This window comes from Vibrio sp. Vb1018, assembly GCF_033338775.1.
Lineage (GTDB): Bacteria > Pseudomonadota > Gammaproteobacteria > Enterobacterales > Vibrionaceae > Vibrio > Vibrio alginolyticus.
In genome coordinates, this window is the sequence record NZ_JAWOTI010000006.1 from 109,762 (window position 1) to 130,249 (window position 20,488).

Annotated in this window: 21 protein-coding genes; 10 read left to right on the forward strand and 11 right to left on the reverse strand. The window is 44.1% G+C overall.

Annotated elements, in window-relative coordinates; all coding sequences use genetic code 11:
* Positions 1-62: 62 nt before the first annotated feature.
* From R7Z10_RS08860 to R7Z10_RS08875, 4 genes are all read right to left on the reverse strand, one after another.
* Positions 63-578, reverse strand: coding sequence for a YchJ family protein (locus R7Z10_RS08860; RefSeq protein WP_171344584.1), 516 nt, complete (start codon positions 576-578; stop codon positions 63-65).
* Positions 579-658: 80 nt separating this feature from the next.
* Positions 659-1,873: an EAL and HDOD domain-containing protein gene (locus R7Z10_RS08865; protein ID WP_005378158.1), complete on the reverse strand. Its 1,215-nt coding sequence runs from the start codon at positions 1,871-1,873 to the stop codon at positions 659-661.
* A 98-nt stretch (positions 1,874-1,971) separates the two neighbouring features.
* Positions 1,972-2,709 (reverse strand): UDP-2,3-diacylglucosamine diphosphatase, encoded by a 738-nt coding sequence (gene lpxH, locus R7Z10_RS08870; RefSeq protein ID WP_170897160.1) that lies wholly within the window; start codon positions 2,707-2,709, stop codon positions 1,972-1,974.
* Positions 2,710-2,769: 60 nt separating this feature from the next.
* Positions 2,770-3,264 carry a peptidylprolyl isomerase gene (locus R7Z10_RS08875; RefSeq protein ID WP_005378156.1) on the reverse strand — a complete coding sequence of 165 codons (495 nt, stop codon included), beginning with the start codon at positions 3,262-3,264 and terminating at the stop codon, positions 2,770-2,772.
* 202 nt (positions 3,265-3,466) lie between these two features.
* On the opposite strand from R7Z10_RS08875, the gene cysS reads away from it, so the two are divergent.
* Together cysS and R7Z10_RS08885 are read left to right on the forward strand one after the other, a co-directional pair.
* Positions 3,467-4,849 carry a cysteine--tRNA ligase gene (cysS, locus tag R7Z10_RS08880; RefSeq protein ID WP_005378155.1) on the forward strand — a complete coding sequence of 461 codons (1,383 nt, stop codon included), beginning with the start codon at positions 3,467-3,469 and terminating at the stop codon, positions 4,847-4,849.
* An 87-nt stretch (positions 4,850-4,936) separates the two neighbouring features.
* The gene (locus tag R7Z10_RS08885; RefSeq protein WP_005378154.1) at positions 4,937-5,515 is read left to right on the forward strand and encodes a thymidine kinase; all 579 of its coding nucleotides are present in this window, start codon (positions 4,937-4,939) and stop codon (positions 5,513-5,515) included.
* A 60-nt stretch (positions 5,516-5,575) separates the two neighbouring features.
* Here the strand turns inward: R7Z10_RS08885 and R7Z10_RS08890 are convergent, their stop codons facing one another.
* Genes R7Z10_RS08890 through R7Z10_RS08900 form a run of 3 tightly spaced genes read right to left on the reverse strand, consistent with a single transcriptional unit; the run spans position 5,576 to position 7,935 of the window.
* On the reverse strand, positions 5,576-6,214 hold the full coding sequence (locus tag R7Z10_RS08890) for a YdcF family protein (protein WP_318104652.1): 639 nt from the start codon (positions 6,212-6,214) through the stop codon (positions 5,576-5,578).
* Entirely contained in the window at positions 6,211-7,038 is an 828-nt protein-coding gene (locus tag R7Z10_RS08895) for an NAD-dependent epimerase/dehydratase family protein (RefSeq protein ID WP_064353801.1), read from the reverse strand. The genes R7Z10_RS08890 and R7Z10_RS08895 overlap by 4 nt, the downstream gene beginning before the upstream one ends.
* Before the next feature lie 18 nt (positions 7,039-7,056).
* Positions 7,057-7,935: a LysR family transcriptional regulator gene (locus R7Z10_RS08900; RefSeq protein ID WP_005378151.1), complete on the reverse strand. Its 879-nt coding sequence runs from the start codon at positions 7,933-7,935 to the stop codon at positions 7,057-7,059.
* Positions 7,936-8,024: 89 nt separating this feature from the next.
* Between R7Z10_RS08900 and R7Z10_RS08905 the strand changes: the two genes are divergently transcribed.
* On the forward strand, positions 8,025-8,471 hold the full coding sequence (locus R7Z10_RS08905) for a PACE efflux transporter (RefSeq protein ID WP_042522041.1): 447 nt from the start codon (positions 8,025-8,027) through the stop codon (positions 8,469-8,471).
* A gap of 43 nt (positions 8,472-8,514) precedes the next feature.
* On the opposite strand, the gene R7Z10_RS08910 is transcribed toward R7Z10_RS08905, so the two are convergent.
* Positions 8,515-8,748 carry a TIGR02647 family protein gene (locus R7Z10_RS08910; protein ID WP_005387662.1) on the reverse strand — a complete coding sequence of 78 codons (234 nt, stop codon included), beginning with the start codon at positions 8,746-8,748 and terminating at the stop codon, positions 8,515-8,517.
* A 298-nt stretch (positions 8,749-9,046) separates the two neighbouring features.
* On the opposite strand from R7Z10_RS08910, the gene focA reads away from it, so the two are divergent.
* Positions 9,047-9,907 (forward strand): formate transporter FocA, encoded by an 861-nt coding sequence (focA, locus tag R7Z10_RS08915; protein WP_005378146.1) that lies wholly within the window; start codon positions 9,047-9,049, stop codon positions 9,905-9,907.
* Between the two features lie 85 nt (positions 9,908-9,992).
* Here focA and R7Z10_RS08920 read toward each other — a convergent pair whose 3' ends face one another.
* Both R7Z10_RS08920 and R7Z10_RS08925 read right to left on the reverse strand, forming a co-directional pair.
* Positions 9,993-10,130, reverse strand: coding sequence for a hypothetical protein (locus tag R7Z10_RS08920; RefSeq protein ID WP_005378145.1), 138 nt, complete (start codon positions 10,128-10,130; stop codon positions 9,993-9,995).
* A 354-nt stretch (positions 10,131-10,484) separates the two neighbouring features.
* Complete coding sequence (locus tag R7Z10_RS08925) at positions 10,485-11,297, reverse strand: ABC transporter permease (RefSeq protein ID WP_047100766.1); 813 nt, start codon at positions 11,295-11,297, stop codon at positions 10,485-10,487.
* Positions 11,298-11,759: 462 nt separating this feature from the next.
* Between R7Z10_RS08925 and torE the strand changes: the two genes are divergently transcribed.
* From torE to R7Z10_RS08945, 4 genes are all read left to right on the forward strand, one after another.
* Positions 11,760-11,939, forward strand: coding sequence for a trimethylamine N-oxide reductase system protein TorE (torE, locus tag R7Z10_RS08930; protein WP_005378141.1), 180 nt, complete (start codon positions 11,760-11,762; stop codon positions 11,937-11,939).
* Between the two features lie 50 nt (positions 11,940-11,989).
* Positions 11,990-13,174: a pentaheme c-type cytochrome TorC gene (torC, locus tag R7Z10_RS08935; protein ID WP_005378139.1), complete on the forward strand. Its 1,185-nt coding sequence runs from the start codon at positions 11,990-11,992 to the stop codon at positions 13,172-13,174.
* A gap of 26 nt (positions 13,175-13,200) precedes the next feature.
* Complete coding sequence (gene torA, locus R7Z10_RS08940; protein WP_318104655.1) at positions 13,201-15,663, forward strand: trimethylamine-N-oxide reductase TorA; 2,463 nt, start codon at positions 13,201-13,203, stop codon at positions 15,661-15,663.
* 198 nt (positions 15,664-15,861) lie between these two features.
* Entirely contained in the window at positions 15,862-17,601 is a 1,740-nt protein-coding gene (locus R7Z10_RS08945; RefSeq protein ID WP_085569591.1) for a glycoside hydrolase family 36 protein, read from the forward strand.
* Positions 17,602-17,678: 77 nt separating this feature from the next.
* On the opposite strand, the gene R7Z10_RS08950 is transcribed toward R7Z10_RS08945, so the two are convergent.
* Positions 17,679-18,893: a putative manganese transporter gene (locus tag R7Z10_RS08950; RefSeq protein ID WP_085569590.1), complete on the reverse strand. Its 1,215-nt coding sequence runs from the start codon at positions 18,891-18,893 to the stop codon at positions 17,679-17,681.
* 186 nt (positions 18,894-19,079) lie between these two features.
* On the opposite strand from R7Z10_RS08950, the gene R7Z10_RS08955 reads away from it, so the two are divergent.
* Both R7Z10_RS08955 and R7Z10_RS08960 read left to right on the forward strand, forming a co-directional pair.
* Positions 19,080-19,985: a manganese-dependent inorganic pyrophosphatase gene (locus tag R7Z10_RS08955; RefSeq protein ID WP_017634678.1), complete on the forward strand. Its 906-nt coding sequence runs from the start codon at positions 19,080-19,082 to the stop codon at positions 19,983-19,985.
* 68 nt (positions 19,986-20,053) lie between these two features.
* Positions 20,054-20,443, forward strand: a complete 390-nt coding sequence (locus R7Z10_RS08960) for a DUF2750 domain-containing protein (RefSeq protein WP_182039741.1) — start codon at positions 20,054-20,056, stop codon at positions 20,441-20,443.
* Positions 20,444-20,488 lie beyond the last annotated feature (45 nt).

Here is a 20,488-nt window from a genome sequence, read left to right on the forward strand (position 1 = left end):
CGAGCCTAGACGAGATCAGGAATCTCATTAAAGAGAGCTCAATAAGCTAGGAGTGGATGATCTTACCCACAACACTTCTTAAATTTCTTACCGCTTCCACAGATACACGGGTCGTTGCGACCTACTTTTAGGCTACTCACTGGTTGGTTTAGGCGAGGATCTTGTTCTGGTTCTTCTTCTAGCTCTTTTTCTGGAAACGTGCCGTCAATGTAGTACCAAAGCCCATTTTCTTTCACGAAACGAGAACGCTCGGTCATGCAGTAGCGTTTGCCGTCTTCATCAAAATAAGCGCTAAACTCTACAAAGCCTTCATTGTTATTACTGCCAGCTTCTGTTTTTACAACTTCAAGTTTGCACCAATCGCTGTCGATAGATTGGGCAATGCCTTCACGTTGCTCTTCTGCATTACAGCTTGGATGATAAGTGTTGACCACGTAATCGACTAGACCTAACACATGCGCACTGTAACGAGAGCGCATTAACTGCTCTGGAGTGGTGACGTCAGCATGGTTGTTGTGGGCAATTTCACAACACTGTTGGTAGGTGCGGTTAGATCCGCAAGGGCAAGAAGAAGCCATAAAATGAAATCTCGATTAATTAAGCGGTAAAAACAAACAACCTCACAATTGCGAGGCTGGAGGTGAGGCATTATAGCGATTTAGGGCGTTTGAGACAGCAGTTCTTGAGCCCACTCGGTAGATTGATTAAAAGCGTCCGCTAATTGAGGTTCGGTTAATTTAAGAACGGTGCAATATCGCTCGGCTAACTCCCAGTCCGCTTGTTCATAGGCGATCGTCATCGAAAGTAAGTGACCAAGTACGCCTTTTCGACTGGTTAATGCGAGTTTTATATCTTCGTCAACGGGGATATCTTCAATGACATCCGAGAGCGGTTGATCGAGCAAAGAGCCGAGTAAAGAAAACATGCCTGTCAAAAAAGCCTGCCCAGGGTCATACCTAGTGTTCATTTGACTAAGTAACAGTTCACACATTCGTGCACGCTGAATCGCTAAAGAGTAAAGAGAGTCAGGTTTATCTTCTTGAACGGACGCAATTGCAACTAAGGAAATAAAGCGTCGTAGTCGCTCTTCACCCAGATAAATAAGCGCCTGTCTGAACGATTTGATCTTAGTCGTTAATGTATATCCTGAATTTACGTAAGTAAGCAGCTTGTATGACAGCGTCACATCAATCGAAAACAGACGTTCAACCTCATTGAAGTCGATGGGCTTATCTGCAATCTCTTTACAAAGTTGGATGACGGTAAGAAACGCGGGGTTCAACCGTTTTTTCTGGATCATCTCAGGTTTGCTAAAAAAATACCCTTGAAAATAGTTAAAACCGGCTTCTAGAGCTTGCTCAAACTCTTCATAGGTCTCTACCTTTTCCGCAAGAAAGTCGATTTTAAATGGGCTCAACGCCTGAATAAAAATGGCAGCTTTCTTGATCGGCACAAGTCTAATATCAAACTTGATCATGGAAACGTATGGAAGAAAACGCTTCCAAGCTTTCGTCGGAACAAAATCATCCAGAGCAATTTTGTATCCGCACTCATGAAGGTGCTTGATGGCTTCTAACAGTTCTTCTGTCGGTTCGCAGTCTTCAAGGACTTCAATGACGAGAGATTCTTTAGGGAACAAAGTTGGGACCAAGTTTACCAAGCTTTGATGCGGAAAGTTAACAAAGCCAAGTTTGTTTCCTAATGTGTTGTAATGCGTCGACAAAAAATGATCGGATAGCAGTCGACTAGTAGCCAGCTCTGGTTCTACTTCAGGGAAGGTATTTTTAGGGCCGTCTCGAAAGAGGAGTTCGTAACCTATGGTTCGTTTTTCTCTATCCAGAATCGGTTGGCGAGCTACGTAAGAATACTTCAATTAGGTACTTCGTTCTGTTTAACTTAGTATTATGATAATAGCGATTTTTTACAAAATATCTACGACTTGAGCGTGAATCTTCTACACGCTCTACATGCTTAACGCAAATTCTGTATGAACGGTCTCGTTTGTAGGTCAAAACTATCAGAATTTACTTTTAAAACTGAGCCTTGCGTATACCAATCCCCTAAAACAATTCGGGTCTTTTTAACGCCATCGACGTCAAAAAAATGTGTGTACGGGCGATGTGTGTGACCATGAATCATTAAGTTGACGCAGTTCTGAGACATCACTTTCTCGACCTCATTTTGGTTGACGTCCATGATATCTAATGACTTGCTCATTTTATCATCACGAATATCGGATTGAACTTTTGAGACAATTTTCTTCTTAATGAACCAAGGAATACGGTTAAACAACCATTGTAGCCATGGTTTGTGAACGGTTTTTCTAAACTCTTGGTATTTCACATCGTCAATGCAGAGCGTATCGCCATGTAGGATTACGGCTTTTTGACCATAAAGATCAATCGTGCAGACATCGTCGAGTAATGTCATACCGGTTTCTTTGCAAAAGCGTTTGCCGAGTAAAAAATCTCGATTGCCTTGGATGAAAAAAGTTGGCACACCCGCATCCGTCAGTGCTTTAAATTCTGCACGGATTTGGTCTGCAAAAGGGGTGTTGTCATCGTCACCAATCCAGAACTCAAACAGATCGCCGAGTACATAAAGTGCATCAGCTTTTGTTGCTTCTGTTCGCATGAACGTCACAAAACATTCCGTGATATCAGGACGTGATGGGGTAAGGTGAAGATCGGAAATAAATAATGTCGTCATAGAAATAAGGGGAAGCTATGCCTCCCCATTAACTTATCTTTTAAAAATAATTCCTAAGAATTACTCTTCAATTGTTGTACCAGTGATTACTACGTCTTCTAGAGGTACGTCTTGGTGCATGCCGTAAGAACCAGTGCTAACGCCTTTGATCTTATTTACGATGTCCATGCCTTCGATTACTTCACCGAACACACAGTAACCCCAACCGTCTAGGCTTTCGCTACGGAAGTCTAGGAATGTGTTGTTGTTTACGTTGATGAAGAACTGAGAGCTTGCTGAATGCGGCTCCATAGTACGTGCCATAGCAAGTGTACCCACTTTGTTGCTTAGGCCGTTGTTTGCTTCGTTCTTGATAGGTGCACGAGTCGCTTTTTCACGTAGACCAGACTCCATACCACCACCTTGGATCATGAAGCCGTCAATAACACGGTGGAAAAGCGTGTTGTCGTAGAAACCGTCGCGGCAGTACTGAAGGAAGTTTGCGCTTGTCTCTGGCGCTTTCTCTTCGTTTAGTTGAATCTTGATGTCACCAAAATTAGTGTGAAGGGTGATCATGCTACTTTCCTTTACTGTGTTGTGTTGAGCCCGAGATTCTAGCCTAAGTTCTAGTGCTTTAAAAACTCAGGAAGAGGAAATTCTTCGTTTTGTGCTTGAAGTTTAGCCGATTATCGTTTTATCGGTTAATTGCTATTACCTAACTAGGTTGGAGTTGATATACTCATCTTCTTTTATTCATTCACAATCATAGATAGAGATCATGTTAAAGATATATAACACACTCACAAGACAGAAAGAGGAATTCAAACCAATTACAGCTGGCAAAGTCGGTATGTATGTCTGTGGAGTTACCATCTACGATCTCTGTCACATTGGTCACGGTCGTACTTTCGTCTCTTTTGACGTTGTATCACGTTACCTTCGCTACTTGGGCTATGATCTGACGTTTGTACGTAACATCACAGATATCGACGATAAGATCATCAAACGTGCCGCAGAAAATGGTGAGTCTTGCGATTCATTGACTGAGCGTTTGATTGGTGAAATGCACGCTGATTTTGATGCGCTGAACATGAAACGTCCGGACGTTGAACCTCGTGCGACACAGTTTATTGCTGAAATCATCGAATTGGTTGAGAAGCTAATCGAGCGCGGTTTTGCATACGTTGCAGATAACGGTGACGTAATGTTTGAAGTAGGTAAATTCAACGAATACGGCAAGCTTTCTAAGCAAGACCTTGATCAGCTTCAAGCTGGCGCGCGCGTTGATATCGAAACAGCAAAACGCAGCCCTCTAGACTTTGTTCTTTGGAAGATGTCAAAGCCGGGTGAACCAACGTGGGAGTCACCATGGGGTCCAGGTCGTCCAGGTTGGCACATTGAGTGTTCAGCAATGAACTCTTCAATCCTAGGTAACCACTTCGACATTCACGGCGGTGGTTCTGACCTTCAGTTCCCACACCATGAAAATGAAATCGCGCAATCATGCTGTGCACACGATACACAATACGTGAACACATGGATGCACAGCGGCATGGTAATGGTAGACCGTGAGAAGATGTCTAAATCTCTAGGTAACTTCTTTACTATCCGTGACGTTCTTGGTCACTACGATGCTGAAACAGTGCGTTACTTCCTAATGTCTGGTCACTACCGTAGCCAGTTAAACTACAGCGAAGATAACCTAAACCAAGCACGTGCTTCGCTTGAGCGCCTGTACACATCTCTACGTGGTTTAGACCTAAACGCTGCGCCTGCTGGTGGTGAAGAATACGTATCTCGCTTCACTGCAGCGATGAACGATGACTTCAACACACCAGAAGCTTACTCAGTACTGTTCGACATGGCGCGAGAAGTTAACCGTCTGAAGACAGAAAACCTAGAGAAAGCGAGCGAACTCGGTGCGCTAATGCGTGAACTAGCTGACGTGATCGGTATTCTTCACCAAGATCCTGAAGCCTTCCTAAAAGGTGATGCGGGTAACGATGATGAAGTGGCTGAAATTGAAGCTCTGATCAAGCTGCGTAATGACTCTCGCGCTGCGAAAGATTGGGCGAATGCAGATATGGCTCGTGACAAGCTGACCGAAATGGGCATTGTTCTGGAAGATGGTCCAGAAGGCACAACGTGGCGTCGTAAGTAATTGAATTTTCATTTTTAAAGGGCTGATAATTCAGCCCTTTTATTTTCCATTTCCATAAATTAAAACTTTAACTTTAGGTAATGCTCTGTGGCTCAGATGTATTTCTATTACTCAGCAATGAATGCGGGTAAATCAACAACGCTTCTTCAATCCTCTTTCAACTATCAAGAACGCGGCATGACGCCAGTTATTTTTACGGCTGCGCTAGATGATCGTTTTGGTGTCGGTAAAGTGAGCTCTCGTATTGGTCTTCAATCTGACGCACATTTATTTCGTCAGGATACCAATTTGTATCAGGAGATCGCAGCTCTGAATGAGGTTGAAAAACGTCACTGTATTCTTGTTGATGAGTGTCAGTTCTTGTCGAAAGAACAAGTTTATCAACTTACTGAAGTCGTTGATAAGTTGCATATTCCAGTATTGTGTTACGGCCTTCGCACCGATTTTCTAGGCGAACTTTTTGAAGGCAGTAAGTATCTATTATCTTGGGCAGACAAGCTGGTTGAGCTCAAAACAATCTGCCATTGCGGCCGCAAAGCGAATATGGTTATTCGTACCGATGAACACGGCGTGGCAATTAAAGAAGGCGATCAAGTTGCGATCGGCGGTAACGATAAGTATGTCTCCGTATGCCGCCAACATTACAAAGAAGCGCTCGGTAAATAAGCCGCATTGATACAGAAAAGCCACCGAACTTGGTGGCTTTTTGTTGTCGGTTAGAAAAAGTTAGACTAAGTCAAAACCAAACCGCTCGAGTAAAACCTGGTAAGAAGATTCGACTTGATGAGGGATGTTCTGCTTGGTTTGAAATCCTTTCTCTGGATAGCTTTTTACGCGAGAGAAATCTTCCATTAGTGCTTCTAGCACCATCATTAATGGCATGTCTTCATTAATGTATTCAAAAAATGGAAGAGCCGCAGAGCTTACTTGGAGCTGAGTGTAGGGTGACTGCCACTGTTTTTCAAATGTCGCGATTGCTCTACGCTCCATAAACGGTTTTTGTACCAGAATAAACGAGAAACACTGTTTTCCTTCCTCTTTTAATCGTTGCTCAGTAAAGCGAACATTTTCTCCACTGTTTGTGGATTCAGTTTCGAGCAAAATTGCTTCACTTGGAACGCCCGACATCTTTGCAATCTCGGCAAAGGTTTCTGCTTCGCTTTTTTCAAACAGTCCATCTGTGAAGCGACCTTCACCCCCTGAAAATACAATCAAAGGTGCCAACTTTTGGTGGTAGAGCTTGGCAGCGTGCTCCTCTACACGCACATCATTACTGCACATCACAAACAAACAGTCCGCAGGCTTCAGTTTATGTTTGAGTTGCATGTAATCCCAAAGCGTTTCTATATGTCTATAGAGTCTCATAGCGCATCCAAAGTTGAATTGAAGTGAAATCGATAACCAAGTGAGAGTAGTTTGTCAGCAAGAATACGCTTGTCAGCTTGCTCTGTGACGGGTGGAAGAGGTATCTCACTTCCGATTTTGTTTATGGCAGCTTGGTAGAACTCAGCCTTGCTGACAGTATGAGGTGTCGTCACATTAATGACTTGGTTGCTTAAATTGCCTAAGGCAAATTTCGCAGCCGAGACAGCATCATCTTGATGAAGCATATTAGCTGGTGCTTTACGACTAACTTGTTGAAGCCTTGCTGCAAAGCGAGATGGGTGTCTATCTGGCCCGATTAATCCGCTACAACGTAGAATAACAAAGCTAATATTCGAGTCGATAACATGCTGCTCTGCTTGAAGCATAATACGTGCATTATCAGAGAAATAAGGGCTTTCGGCTGCTAAAGAGAGTGACGCGTCAGCTTCTTCCATATCGGAAGCAAGGTTAGGGTAAACCGTGGTAGAGCTGATCATGAGAAGTTTTTCAACGTTGTTTTGCTTAGCTGCGTTGGCAAGTATTTGCCATTGCTGGGCATATTCTTGACCGCGTCCTTTACGAAACCCTGGAGGAAAAGCACCGATAACGTGCGTAATTTGATGCTGTTTGAGCAACTCATCTAGCCGTGCTGTGGCGTTCAATTGATTGAAATCGAACAATGCGGAGTGAGTTAATGAGGTGGGTAACTCTTTTAATCGAGTTTGGCTACGACGAGTGACGACAACATAGTGTCCATCTTTCATCAATGTTTCTGCTAGCGGAGTTCCGAGCCAGCCTGCACCTACGATCAATGTATTTGCCATTTGGGTCTTCCTACTTACTTATGTCTGCCCGAATAGGTTGAGCAGTTCTGCTTTGGCTTGTTGATGGAGGGGATCTGAATGCCATTTCTGGTGCTGAATAAGGTCAACATTGACTTGCCAAGCCAGTTTTGTGAAATCATCCCCAACCTTTTTTAATGTATTAGGTGAATACGCGACTAAATGCTGTGGTAGAAAGCACCAACCAAACCCTTTATTCGCCAATTCCAACAAAATATAGTAGTTATCAGCGTACCAGATATCTGGGCTAAATGCTTGATTGAGACCACATGGCTCTGCACTTTTGGATCGTATGACCAATTGACGATGTTGTTTTAGTTGATCAATGTGAGTGATTTGCTGCTTTGCTAAAGGATGTGTTGAAGAGACATAGACATCAAATGCAATATTGCCAAGATTGGTGAAATCGATGTGTCTTGGCATTTGTAAATCACTCAAAATAATCCCAGTCGTGGCGCGTTCCGACTTAACCAATTCAATGATATCAGGGCTTGAAGCCGTTAAGCATTCAACTTGTAAGTGTGGAAAGCGTTGCTCTAACTTCTTTAGCACATCCGGCAAGCGAGTCAGAGGAATCCCTTCATCAATAGCTAAGACTAATTTGTTCGTTGGCGTGGAAAAGAGCTGCGATGCCCTATTGTTTAGGCGGTCGAGTTGGCTGATTGTTGCTTGTGCATAAGGTACGAGCGCGAGGCCATTCTCAGTTAATTTAGGGTACCTGCCTGATCGATCGAAAAGCTCAACACCACAGTCGATCTCCATATTCATGATGTGCTGGCTCACTACAGATTGAGCTCGCCCCAGTTTTCTAGCTGCTCCTGAAAATGATCCTGCTTCTGATGTAGCAATGAAAGCTTGCAGTTGTTCGATGGTAAACATATCGCTTAAACCGATGGTATCTAACTTTTGGTTATCTAAATGATAGATAAAATTCTAAGCATTGAGTAGAACTATTTGGACAGAGAAATATGACTCGTAACGAACGAATTTTTCATGCAGTACTTTTTGAGTTAATCGCACTCGCGATTATTGTACCAGCGGCTTCATTGATCACTGGAAAGGGTTCTAGTGATCTCGCGTTGGTTGGGGTCGGGTTGAGCATGTATACCGTGATATGGAACTACATCTACAACTTGTATTTTGATAAGTGGTTTGGTGACAATCGAGCTGAGCGAAGTTTAGCGATGCGGCTTGGACACACTATTGGTTTCGAGGGAGGATTAATCTTTATCTCTCTACCTGTGATTGCCTGGTTCTTAGAAATTACGCTTCTTCAAGCTCTGATGCTGGAAGCCGGCTTCCTCGTTTTCTTCCTATTTTATGCCACTGGTTTTAACTGGTTGTATGACAAGGTTCAACCATTTAGCAAAATGAAAAAGCGATTATTGCCACAGGCATCGACAGGAAAAATATAGGACTAAAAAACGCCACCGAGTTCGGTGGCGTTTTTTGTTCAAATTACACAGACAGAACTCTCAAAATCTTATCTGCATGTTCTGCAACTTCAATGCCTTCGTCTGTTAGATAACCACCGTCAGGCTGTGTACAAAGTTGCTTCTTATATAGACGAGCAACGGCTGCCTGCATTTCTTCTGACGCGTCTGTATGAACTTTAATACCAGTTGCAGCACTACTTAGGTCGAACTGAAGAAGTAGATTCAATTCGGCGATATGTTCAGCTGAATATTTCATAAATGATTCCTTTGCGCTTTTTTACCAAGCTAGTCTGAAAAGTAGCGTTGGGCAACATTCAACGACAAGAAGTGTTAAGTATGGCGCTATCAGGCTGATATAACGCAGGATCTTTGTTCGAAAGGCCGAATACTTGTTAAGTATCAATGATACTTACGGTAGCGAATGATAGGCGCTATTTATTGCTTGATCTCCCAATAACAACGATTTTAGTAAACACGCCAAATAGCACTTGAAAAAATAGGGAAATAGAGCGATTATCCGCGCCTCTTTAAATGTTTCTAAATGTTACACCAGAATGAACTTTAATCAGTTTGACTCACTATTACCGCCACAAGCTGCGGAACGCGCGGCTGAAGTGGGGGTAGGCAAAGCAACGAAAGCTCCAATCAAATCTTTTCTGCTCGCCATTTCTGCGGGGCTTCATATTGGTATTGCTTTCATCTTCTATACCACGGTAACGACAGGCGCAGGCGAGCTGCCTTGGGGCATTACACGACTCATTGGTGGTCTGGCATTTAGCCTTGGTTTGATTTTGGTGGTGGTTACTGGCGGCGAGCTTTTCACTAGCTCTGTGCTGACACTAGTTGCGCGTGCGAGTGGAAAAATCTCTTGGCAAGCACTTATCAAAAACTGGTTGGTGGTTTACTTTGGCAATATGGTTGGGGCCATTTTGCTCGTGGCCTGTATGCTAGTTACCAAGCAATATATGTTTGATCATGGCCAAGTTGGTCTTAACGCGATGGCGATCTCCCAACACAAATTACATCATGGTTTCTTTGCTGCTGTTGCGCTTGGCATTATGTGTAACGTATTAGTTTGTATTGCAGTTTGGATGACGTTTAGTGGGCGAACATTGACAGATAAAATAGCGGTCATGATTTTGCCTGTGGCTATGTTCGTGTCGGCAGGTTTTGAGCACTGTATTGCGAACATGTTCCAAGTACCTATGGCGATTGGTATTAAGTACTTTGCGCCAGAAGCGTTTTGGCAAATGACAGGGGCAGATATTGCAAACTACGCGGACTTAAACATGATGGGGTTCATCGTAAACAACCTAATTCCTGTTACGATAGGAAACATTATTGGTGGTGGCGTATTTGTTGGCATGTGGTATTGGATGATTTATCTACGCGATGAAGATAACCATTTGCGATAAGTTTAGAAGATCACAAGAAAGGCGAACCAGATGGTTCGCCTTTCTTTTTATTTGTCTCTGCAAATGTCAAATAAGTCGAGTCATGTTAAATCAACTCTTCGTTGATGCCAAAATCGGTTGGGAGCCAATGAGAAGTTACTTCCTTTGGTTCTTGAACGAGCCAATCCAGAGGTGCATCGGACAGGAGTTCATCGTAATTTTCTTTGATCATTAAGACATCCATGTACGTCTCTCCAAGTTTGTGGTCACTGCCTTTACTTTAAAATTAGAACATGTCAGTCACGTGATCAATGCATGACGATTCGATTGATCACTTATGTTGCTATGTTTCTGGTTGCGTATGGGTTTTGGGGGCTTATCCACATTTTCTGTGGATAACCTGTATCAAAGGTCGTGCGTATCTAAACTTGCAAAGAAAATTTCATAAAATTAGAGGCTTATATCAAAAAGAATTCTGCCTGACTTTTCATCTGAAAGCGTCTTGATGAGTGCTCGAAGAATAGTTGAGTTATTCAGTTATAAGTATGTTCGACTTGGCAATATAAGTTGTTTAACGGTCTTTACCCACAAGCGCCAGCTAACCATGAGTTTTGGTCGATTCGGGTTGCTCGATTTTTATCTTTATTCGGCCTTCTTTGGTTTGTACCCAGCGCAATGTCATTTCTAACGTTATGGTTACGGAGGCACTCAACATGACGAAAATAGCCAGCATAATTACTAACTGGTATTTAATCGCAACCATCGGGCTCGCGCCACCTAGAATTTGACCGGTCATCATACCCGGTAAGGTAACCAGCCCTGTAGTGGCCATAGAAGCTAAAGTCGGGGCAAGGGACTTTCTAAGAGCCTCCTGAATGAAGGGGAAGGATGCGTAGCGAGGAGAGGCTCCAAGTGAGATTGCAGCCTCATATTCTGCTTGTCTCTGCTCAAAAGCCGTAAACAAATTCTGAAGAGCGATGATATTACTACTCAAGCTGTTACCCAATAACATACCAGCAAGTGGGATCATGTACTGCGCATTGTAAATAGGGGATGGTTGCACTAAGCCTGCTGTAATTGCTATCAGAAGTGGTATTAGACCACAGGTAAGGCCCGTTAGTAGCGGAAGCATAAGTGGCTTTTTAGGTAAGCGAGCTTTTCCCGCAATTGAGCTGGCACCAATCAGTAGCATGATGGCAAGCCAAAGTATATTGACAAGTAAGCTGTTTAATTGAAAAAGATATTCTAAATACACGCCAATCAATATGAGCTGAAGTGTCATTCGGATAACACTGATTATGGTGTCTTTTGCTATCCCTAATTTGTAGCGGGCATTGATAAAGAAGGGGACCAATAAAATCAAACCAAACAGTGCCAGTTTGACCCAGCTTATATCCACCACGTTGTCCATAATCGCTCCTTGAAAATACGCGAATAATTGTATCTAAGCCTCCCCTTTATATGAACCACTACGTGCACTTTTTGCTGTTCTTAAAGTAAATCTTGAGTGCTATTTTCGACATTAATACGCAGCATTTTGTTTACAAACGGTTATCTTTTTCGGAGTTTTTAAGTCGATTTATGGCATGGTAATTACGATTTAAATGTGATCGATGTTTCTTAAATGTTGGTTATTTAACAACTCCTTAAAAGACTTATTTTGTCACATCTGTTCATGTTTTTTAATAAATAACATCAATCCATCATATCTCTGGATGAGCTCAAAAAAGTGTTGAATTACAAGGTCTGAGGTCGCTTATTTGATTGAACCCTACTATTAGTATGGTCTAACATTTTCCATTAGAGATTGTAAAAAACTTAAGCTTGGTTACGCGGGCTTTTCAATAACACTAGATACAAAATAGGCAAATGTATGAGTGATGTTAATAAAATTGAGAGTGGTGAAAAACGCTCCCTGGAGTGGAAGTCGTTCCTCTTCATTGCAGTTGTTCTCTTCCCAATTCTGAGTGTGGCCTTTGTTGGCGGCTACGGGTTCATCGTTTGGATGTTGCAAGTCTTCTTCTTTGGACCTCCAGGCGCGCACGGCATGTAAGCCAGTGAGCTCATAACCACACTTTTGAAAAGATTTTAAGAGAGCAAATAATGAAATCATTAATCATTAAACTGTGGCGTACTATGACGCGCCCAGCTGTACATATCAGCCTAGGTGTGCTGACTATGGGCGGCTTTATTGCTGGTGTTATCTTTTGGGGTGGCTTTAACACCGCTCTAGAAGCAACCAACACAGAAGAATTCTGTATTAGTTGTCACACAATGCGTGACAACGTGTACGTTGAGCTACAAGAAACGGTGCACTGGAAAAACCACTCTGGTGTTCGTGCTACCTGCCCTGATTGTCACGTTCCACATAACTGGACAGATAAGATCGCTCGTAAGATGCAAGCTTCTAAAGAAGTATTTGCACAAGTATTTGGCAACTACGACGAACCGGGTGTGTTCGAAGAGCGTCGTATCGAACTTGCTAAACACGAATGGGATCGTTTCTCGGCAAACAAATCTCTGGAGTGTAAAAACTGCCACAACTACGAATCGATGGATTTCGAGCAAATGTCTCCTACGGCTCGTATCCAAATGAAGCAAGCCGCTGAGAAAGATCAAAGCTGTGTTGACTGTCACAAGGGTATTGCGCACAACCTACCAGCAGGCATGGACAGCATTGGCGGTATCGTGGGTGATCTAGAGGGTATGACTTCTAACACTGATTACGGCGTTGGTCAGCAACTCGTGAGCGTTCGTCACCTACCAATTTACTTTGATGCGCAAGGCAGTAAAGAAGCTGGTCTTCTTAATCCTGCATCGACCGTTAAAGTTCTTGAAGACAAAGGCGAGTTTGTTGAGATCGAAATTGACGGTTGGCGCAAAGCAAAAGGTTTTGGTCGTGTAATTCAAGAAGACTTCGGTAAGAACATTGCGACTGCGTCTCTGATGAAAGAAGCAGCAACAGACAGCAACATTGTGACGACTGGTGAGAAAAAAGTGGATGAGCTAACAGGCCTTCCTTGGGAAAAAGTAGCGGCGAAAGTATGGATTAAGAAAGAGTCTATGCTGAACGACATCAATCCTGTTTGGGAAAAATCTCGTGAAGCCTACAAGACCAATTGTTCTGTATGTCACACTCAACCTGCGGAAGCGCACTTCGACGCGAACACCTGGCCAGGTATGTTCGACGGTATGTTGGCGTTCGTTAACCTAGATACAGACAGTGAAGCACTGATCTTGAAGTATCTACAGAAACACTCTTCAGATTATGCTGAAGGTCACCACTAATAAGCGTCGGATTGGAGTAATTTTAAATGGCTATTACACGAAGAAGTTTTCTTAAAGGTGTAGCAACCACAAGTGCAGCGTCAGTAATTGGTCCTAGCTTATTGGCGTCCGCCTCTGCAAATGCCGTTGAGACGACAGGTACTTGGAAAGTAACCGGTTCTCACTGGGGCGCGTTCCGCGCCCACATCTACGCGGGTAAAGTTCAAGAGATCAAGCCGCTAGAGCTAGACAAAAACCCAACAGAAATGTTGAACGGCATCAAGGGTATTATCTACAGCCCTTCACGTGTGCGTTACCCAATGGTTCGTCTAGATTGGTTGAAGAAACACAAATACAGCGCGGATACTCGTGGTAACAACCGTTTCATCCGAGTAACTTGGGATGAAGCGCTAGATTTGTTTTATCGCGAACTAGAACGTATTCAAAAAGACTACGGCCCATGGGCGCTGCATGCAGGTCAAACAGGTTGGAACCAAACGGGTTCATTTAACAACTGTACTGCGCACATGCAACGTGCAGTAGGTATGCATGGCAACTTCATCACTAAAGTAGGTGACTACTCGACGGGTGCAGGTCAAACCATTATGCCGTACGTGCTAGGCTCAACCGAAGTTTATGCACAAGGTACGTCTTGGTCTGAGATCCTAGAAAACTCTGACAACATCGTTCTTTGGGCTAACGACCCAGTGAAAAACCTTCAAGTAGGTTGGAACTGTGAAACGCATGAGTCGTTTAAGTACCTTGCACAACTAAAAGAAAAAGTGGCGAAAGGTGAGATCAACGTTCTATCTGTAGACCCAGTGAAGAACAAAACTCAGCGCTACTTAGAGAACGATCACTTGTACATCAACCCGCTGACAGACGTAGCGTTCATGCTCGCTGTGGCACACGTGTTGTACAACGAAAACCTGTACGATAAGAAGTTCATTGATACTTACTGTCTCGGCTTTGAAGAGTTCATTCAATACGTTCAAGGTAAGACAAAAGACAAAGTAGAGAAGACGCCTGAATGGGCAGCAGCGATTTGTGGCGTGAAAGCGGACAAGATCCGTGAATTCGCACGCATGCTAGTCAGCGGTCGTACACAGATCCTGATGGGTTGGTGTATCCAGCGTCAAGAGCACGGTGAGCAGCCATACTGGGCAGCGGCTGTGGTTGCTGCAATGGTTGGTCAAATCGGTCTACCTGGCGGTGGTATCTCTTACGGTCACCATTACTCAAGTATCGGTGTGCCTTCTACTGGTTTCGCGGGCCCTGGTGGTTTCCCTCGTAACCTTGACCAAGGTATGAAACCGAAGTGGGACAACAACGACTTTAACGGTTACAGTCGTACTATCCCTGTTGCACGTTGGATCGACTGTCTGCTAGAGCCTGGCAAAGAGATCAACTACAACGGCGGTAAAGTGAAACTGCCAGACTTCAAGATGATGGTTATCTCGGGTTGTAACCCATGGCACCACCATCAAGATCGTAACCGCATGAAGAAAGCGTTCCGCAAACTTCAAACGGTTGTAACGATCGAGTTTGCTTGGACTGCGACATGTCGTTTCTCAGATATCGTTCTACCGGCGTGTACGCAATGGGAACGTAACGACATCGACGTATACGGTTCATACTCGAACAAAGGTCTGATTGCGATGCATCGTCTCGTTGATCCATTGTTCCAATCTAAGCCTGACTTCCAAATCATGAGTGAACTCACTCAGCGTTTTGGTCGCCGCGAAGAATACACTCGTGGTATGAGCGAGATGGAATGGATCGAAAGCCTTTACAACGATTGTAAAAAAGCGAACGAAGGTAAGTTTGAAATGCCAGAATTCAACGAGTTCTGGGAGAAGAGCGTACTAGACTTCGGTGAAGGTAAACCTTGGGTTCGTCATGCGGACTTCCGTAAAGACCCTGAGCTTAACCCACTAGGTACACCGTCTGGCTTCATCGAGATTACATCACGCAAGATCGGCCGTTACGGTTACGAACACTGTCAAGAGCACCCAATGTGGTTCGAAAAATCAGAGCGTTCACACGGTGGTCCTGGTTCAGATAAATACCCATTCTGGTTGCAGTCTTGCCACCCTGATAAGCGTCTTCACTCTCAAATGTGTGAGTCTGAAGAGTTCCGCGCGACTTACGCGGTACAAGGTCGTGAGCCGGTTTACATCAACCCAGCAGATGCCAAAGCAAAAGGTATCAAAGATGGTGATTTGGTACGTGTATTCAACGGTCGTGGTCAGCTGTTAGCTGGTGCTGTTTTGACTGACAGCTACCCACGTGGCGTTATTCGTATCGAAGAAGGTGCATGGTACGGTCCTCTAAACGAGAAAGAAGGCGCAATCTGTACCTACGGTGATCCTAACACCCTAACGCAAGACATCGGTTCTTCTGAGCTTGCACAGGCGACTTCTGCGAACACATGTATCGTAGACTTCGAGAAGCTCACAGGTAAAGTGCCGCCAGTCACTTCATTTGGTGGTCCGATCGAAGTTGCTTAATTAGTGCAGTTTGCATAAATCCAAATACCAGCCTCAGGGCTGGTATTTTTTTATCAAAATTTCAGTGAGCGTTGTCTCAATAGTAACTTCATAACGTTAAACGAGACTGGTATTCGTGATGATGGTAACGAATTGGGTGAGACAAGCAGGAGATAATGCGCCAAGCTAAACAATAATAATTAAGTGAGTAGACTCTTTATGGCTCAGAGCATTCAATTAGCAAATCACACTGAGATCACTGTGAATAACAATGACTTCCAAGTTGAAGTCGAGGGTAATCAATTACATTTTTCTTTTGCTGGTCTTCACAATAAAACCTTTACGGACCGTGAAGTGTTATTCGAAATGCCGTTTTTGTACGAGCACGAGGCCGACGTAATTGGGGATGGTTTTCAAATGTTGGCGCAAACGGCGGGAACGATCAATCACCCCGTTGATATTGGTCGCTGCCCAGACAATAATCCTTCTTATCGAATCTACCCTAAAGATGCACCTAAGCGTTATTACAACTATTTAGTGGTGGAAGGTTCAGCGGGCTACACATTATTTGGCTTCACATCATGTCATCGCTTTGCAGGCTATTTTGATGTTGTGCTGCGTGATGGGCATTGGGTTTTATCAGCCGCAATTGATGGTGAGTTGACTCAAGTGGCGGATTGGGAAAGTAATCAACTTGAATCCGTGGCGGTACTCTGTGGTCAATCGCTGTCCGAGCTTTATCAAACCTATGGCGAGATGATTGCAAAGCATCATCCTGTTCGCCAAGGTGTGACACAAGATGCGCCTGTTGGTTGGTGTTCGTGGTACGCGTACTACGCAGACGTGACAGAGCAAAACATCATGCAGAACGTTGATTGCATGCAAGATAAGCTCGAAGACCTGGAGTGGGTACTTCTGGATGATGGCTATCAAGCCTTTATGGGCGATTGGTTAACCCCATCAGATAAGTTTTCTGGTGGCGTAAAAGAGCTCATTCATAGTATCCGTGCAAAAGGCAAAAAGCCGGCGATTTGGATGGCGCCCTTTATTGCTCAGCCTGAGTCGGAGATCTTCAAACAGCATCCAGATTGGTTTGTTCGCCACAAAGATGGAAGCTTACTTAAAGCAGAAGATGTCACATACGGTGGTTGGCGCTGCACACCTTGGTACATACTCGATACCTCAAATCCAGAAGTGCAAGACCATCTGACGAATGTGGTCTCTGTCATGAGACAAGAGTGGGGCGTTGAATTGTTCAAGCTAGACGCGAACTATTGGGGCACCTTAAAAGGTGTGCGTAAACAATCTGGTATTACAGGCGTTGAGGCGTATCGTTTAGGAATGGAAGCGATTGCTAAAGGCGTTGGTGATGCGTGGCTTTTAGGTTGCAACGCGCCAATGTGGCCATCTCTGGGGCTTGTGGATGCAATGCGTGTTTCTGACGATGTAGAGCGTCATAGTCGTCGATTCGAACAGATAGCCAAAGAAACCTTTTACCGTAGTTGGCAGCATCGAAAATTGTGGCAAATTGACCCGGATTGCGCCACGTTCACTTCATTAGCTAATCAATCTGCATCCAGAGAAGAGTATGAATTTCATCGCACGGTGTTATTAGCGAGTGGTGGTTTGCTGCTATCTGGTGATCCGCTCCCTGAGATTACGCCGTTTGCTAAGAAGACACTGTCTAAGCTCATGTTACGTCAACAACGTAACCAACAATCTGCAAAGTTTACCGCTTTGAGTTTAAATCACGCGTTTTTAAAACTAACGACGAAGAATGACCTCCATTGTTTGTTTAATTATGCGAGTTACGGAGCGATGGAATTTACGCTGACGTCTGATCAACCGGTGGACTGGTATGATTACTGGACAGGGGAAAAGCTAAACCAAGAACCTTGCCAGTTGTTAATGGTGAGCGTGGATAAAGGGCTCAATGCGAAAGCGATCGTTACAGCATAGCGTGAAGTAAATCGCCCAATACCGAGATCAAGAAAGGAGCCTACTGCGGCTCCTTTCTCGTTTTGATGCTCTGGGCGTTAGAACTCGAATAAAAAGTAATACCCGTATCCAACAATAAACGCAGGAATGGACGAATAAATTGTCGCGACCAAAGCAGCTTTCGGTGCCATAGCAATGGCGGGGAATAGGGCGTCACCATCATTGGAAATCGCATTTGCCAATTGCGCCGAAAGTGGCGCTGCACCAGAGATGTACAGGCTAGTGACTAAAATTTGCGGACCACAACCAGGTAGCATACCAATGGCTAAGCCAGCTAATGGCATCCATATCCCCCAATGAGAAAAGGTTTCTACGAGGTCGATTCCAGAAAAATAGGTCGTCAGTTCAAACGCCAGAAAAGCGACGATCACCCAAGCACTGACGAAGTTTGTGTCTTGAGCCGCTTTTTGAATTGGATGCGAGTCCACAATTTTTTCATCTTCAGAGACCGTTGACTGATAATCGCCGAGCTCTTTTGTCATAGCCCACAACGACATTGTGATCACCGCGAAGATAGCGCCCAGCCATTCAATGGTGTTGGCTTTCAAAGATAGCAACTGATTAATATCTATTTGGAAAGACATTAACACAGCAACGACACTAGCAGGCACAATAAGCCATTTCCAAAAGGCGCCTTGTAGATTGATTGCACGTTGTTCAAGGGGTGTGTGTCGGTCTGTCTGGTGTTGGCAACAAGCATGTGTCTGAGGTGCTTCTTTTGGTTCTGGTCGCAGAAAGTTATCAGCATGAAAAGCATTAACGACTAACCCTGAAAGAGTACCCACGATAATGCCTAATCCAACCACGCCTAATCCAACACTTGGCTTGGCGGCAAGAAGTAAAAAGGCAGCGTCACCCATTGTTGAAGTAAGTACCGCGACAATCGCACCAAATCCCACTCGGCCACTAATAAATTGCGTTGTCACAACAATAGCGCCACCACAGCCAGGCAAAGCACCCAACAAAGAAGCAAAGAAAACCTGATGATTACGCGAGCGATGATATAGCTCGGTAATTCGATTGGTTTTCGACATAAAGTTTGAAAGATAATGATAAATAGCCAATGTGGCAGCAACATAGCATGACACTGCCCAGAATGAGTCGGATAGCGTCTGTACGGCTACGTCACGTGTATTTTCATTGCCTAGCAAAATGAGCATGACGATAGGGATCAGCAATCGCTTATAAGCTAAACGAAACTGAGTAGGCTGAAACAACTGTTGTGCAGAGTGTAAAAATTGGGTCGCGTTCATCGTTTACTCAAATGCAAATAGGAATAATTATCATTATATGTAAATGAGATTTATTCGCAATAGCATTGTGAACTTTTCTTCGTGTCAAACTCTCTGAAATCAGGTAAAGTATCGGCCTTTGTGAGCAAACACGCCCTAATTAACTGTATTAGGCGGCGTATAAAATTGACTTGAATAGGAAGAAACATGATTCTAGTTGTAGGTCATAAGAACCCAGACAGTGACAGTATTTGTAGTGCACTCGTTGCAACTGAACTTCTAAAAGCGCGTGGCGTTGAAGCTATGCCAATTCGCCAAGGCGAAATCAACCGTGAAACTCAGCACATCCTAGAAGTTGCTGGCGCTGAAGTTCCTGAGCTTCGCACATCAGTTGCGGGTGAGACCGTTTGGCTAGTAGATTACTCAGATCTAGCACAAGCACCAGACGATATCGCAGAAGCTGAAATTGCGGGTATTGTTGACCACCACCGTCTAGGTGACGTGATGACAGTAAACCCAATGGAAGCATGGATCTGGCCTGTTGGTTGTACCAACACTGTTCTATTCAACATGTTCAAGATTGAAGGTCACGCGATTACTCCACAAATTGCTAAGCTAATGATGTCAGCAATTCTATCTGACACAGTAGGTTTTGCTTCTCCAACTTGTACACAAAAAGACAAAGATGCCGTTGCTGAACTAGCGGCAATCGCAGACGTACAAGATGTTGACGCGTTCACTAAAGATCTTCTAATTGCTAAAACAAACATCGAAGGTCTATCAGCGGCTGAGCTTGTTGAGAAAGACCTTAAAGGTTACCCATTCAACGGTCGTGACGTAGTGGTTGGTCAAGTTGAACTTGCAACTCTTGAGCAAGTTGACGGTATGATCGAAGCACTAGAAGCAGACCTAGAATCTCGTTGTGAGAAAGATAACCTAGCGTTCGCTGCTGTAATGCTAACAGACATCACGACTGCTCAAACTCGTCTTCTATACAAAGGTGAGTGGGCTGAGAAGCTTGTTAAGCACGAAAAAGACGGCATGCTAATGATGGAAAACACGCTAAGCCGTAAGAAGCAAGGTTGGCCTTGGCTTCAAACTGAGCTAGCTTAATTTTCTAGCATATACTTTAAATGCCCGCCTAGCTGCGGGCATTTTTCTATGGGAAATAGGAGACGAATATGTCTGAGCAACTGACCCAAGAGCAGATGGATACCATTAATCGCTACAACGAAGAGCAACGTTTAAAGTACTGCGTAAAAGAGATTGTGGCGAATCGTAAGGTTTGGATTCTGAAAGACGAACATGGCTGTGTCATGTTAAATACAGAAGATGATGATTGTGTACCAGTATGGCCAAACGAAGAGTTCGCTTTGCAATGGGCGAATGGTGATTGGGAAGATTGCGAGCCAGAAGCGATCTCTCTAAACAAGTGGCACAGCCGTTGGACCTCTGGTCTAGAGGATGACGAGCTATCGATTGTTGTATTCCCAAATCAAAATGAAGAAGGGGTCGTATTGTTTCCTGACGAGTTTGATTTTGAACTGCGCAAACAAGCGAGCCGCTGTTAGTTTTTTGATTAGTACCCATGCAATAAAGAAGCCTGCGTTAAAGCA

Bases quoted from the DNA above. Each gene is read 5' to 3' on its own strand.
- R7Z10_RS08860 (WP_171344584.1), bottom strand. From the start codon at position 578: ATGGCTTCTTCTTGCCCTTGCGGATCTAACCGCACCTACCAACAGTGT.
- lpxH (WP_170897160.1), bottom strand. From the start codon at position 2,709: ATGACGACATTATTTATTTCCGATCTTCACCTTACCCCATCACGTCCT.
- R7Z10_RS08875 (WP_005378156.1), bottom strand. From the start codon at position 3,264: ATGATCACCCTTCACACTAATTTTGGTGACATCAAGATTCAACTAAAC.
- cysS (WP_005378155.1), top strand. From the start codon at position 3,467: ATGTTAAAGATATATAACACACTCACAAGACAGAAAGAGGAATTCAAA.
- R7Z10_RS08890 (WP_318104652.1), bottom strand. From the start codon at position 6,214: ATGAGACTCTATAGACATATAGAAACGCTTTGGGATTACATGCAACTC.
- R7Z10_RS08895 (WP_064353801.1), bottom strand. From the start codon at position 7,038: ATGGCAAATACATTGATCGTAGGTGCAGGCTGGCTCGGAACTCCGCTA.
- R7Z10_RS08900 (WP_005378151.1), bottom strand. From the start codon at position 7,935: ATGTTTACCATCGAACAACTGCAAGCTTTCATTGCTACATCAGAAGCA.
- R7Z10_RS08905 (WP_042522041.1), top strand. From the start codon at position 8,025: ATGACTCGTAACGAACGAATTTTTCATGCAGTACTTTTTGAGTTAATC.
- R7Z10_RS08910 (WP_005387662.1), bottom strand. From the start codon at position 8,748: ATGAAATATTCAGCTGAACATATCGCCGAATTGAATCTACTTCTTCAG.
- focA (WP_005378146.1), top strand. From the start codon at position 9,047: ATGAACTTTAATCAGTTTGACTCACTATTACCGCCACAAGCTGCGGAA.
- R7Z10_RS08920 (WP_005378145.1), bottom strand. From the start codon at position 10,130: ATGGATGTCTTAATGATCAAAGAAAATTACGATGAACTCCTGTCCGAT.
- R7Z10_RS08925 (WP_047100766.1), bottom strand. From the start codon at position 11,297: ATGGACAACGTGGTGGATATAAGCTGGGTCAAACTGGCACTGTTTGGT.
- torE (WP_005378141.1), top strand. From the start codon at position 11,760: ATGAGTGATGTTAATAAAATTGAGAGTGGTGAAAAACGCTCCCTGGAG.
- torC (WP_005378139.1), top strand. From the start codon at position 11,990: ATGAAATCATTAATCATTAAACTGTGGCGTACTATGACGCGCCCAGCT.
- torA (WP_318104655.1), top strand. From the start codon at position 13,201: ATGGCTATTACACGAAGAAGTTTTCTTAAAGGTGTAGCAACCACAAGT.
- R7Z10_RS08945 (WP_085569591.1), top strand. From the start codon at position 15,862: ATGGCTCAGAGCATTCAATTAGCAAATCACACTGAGATCACTGTGAAT.
- R7Z10_RS08950 (WP_085569590.1), bottom strand. From the start codon at position 18,893: ATGAACGCGACCCAATTTTTACACTCTGCACAACAGTTGTTTCAGCCT.
- R7Z10_RS08955 (WP_017634678.1), top strand. From the start codon at position 19,080: ATGATTCTAGTTGTAGGTCATAAGAACCCAGACAGTGACAGTATTTGT.
- R7Z10_RS08960 (WP_182039741.1), top strand. From the start codon at position 20,054: ATGTCTGAGCAACTGACCCAAGAGCAGATGGATACCATTAATCGCTAC.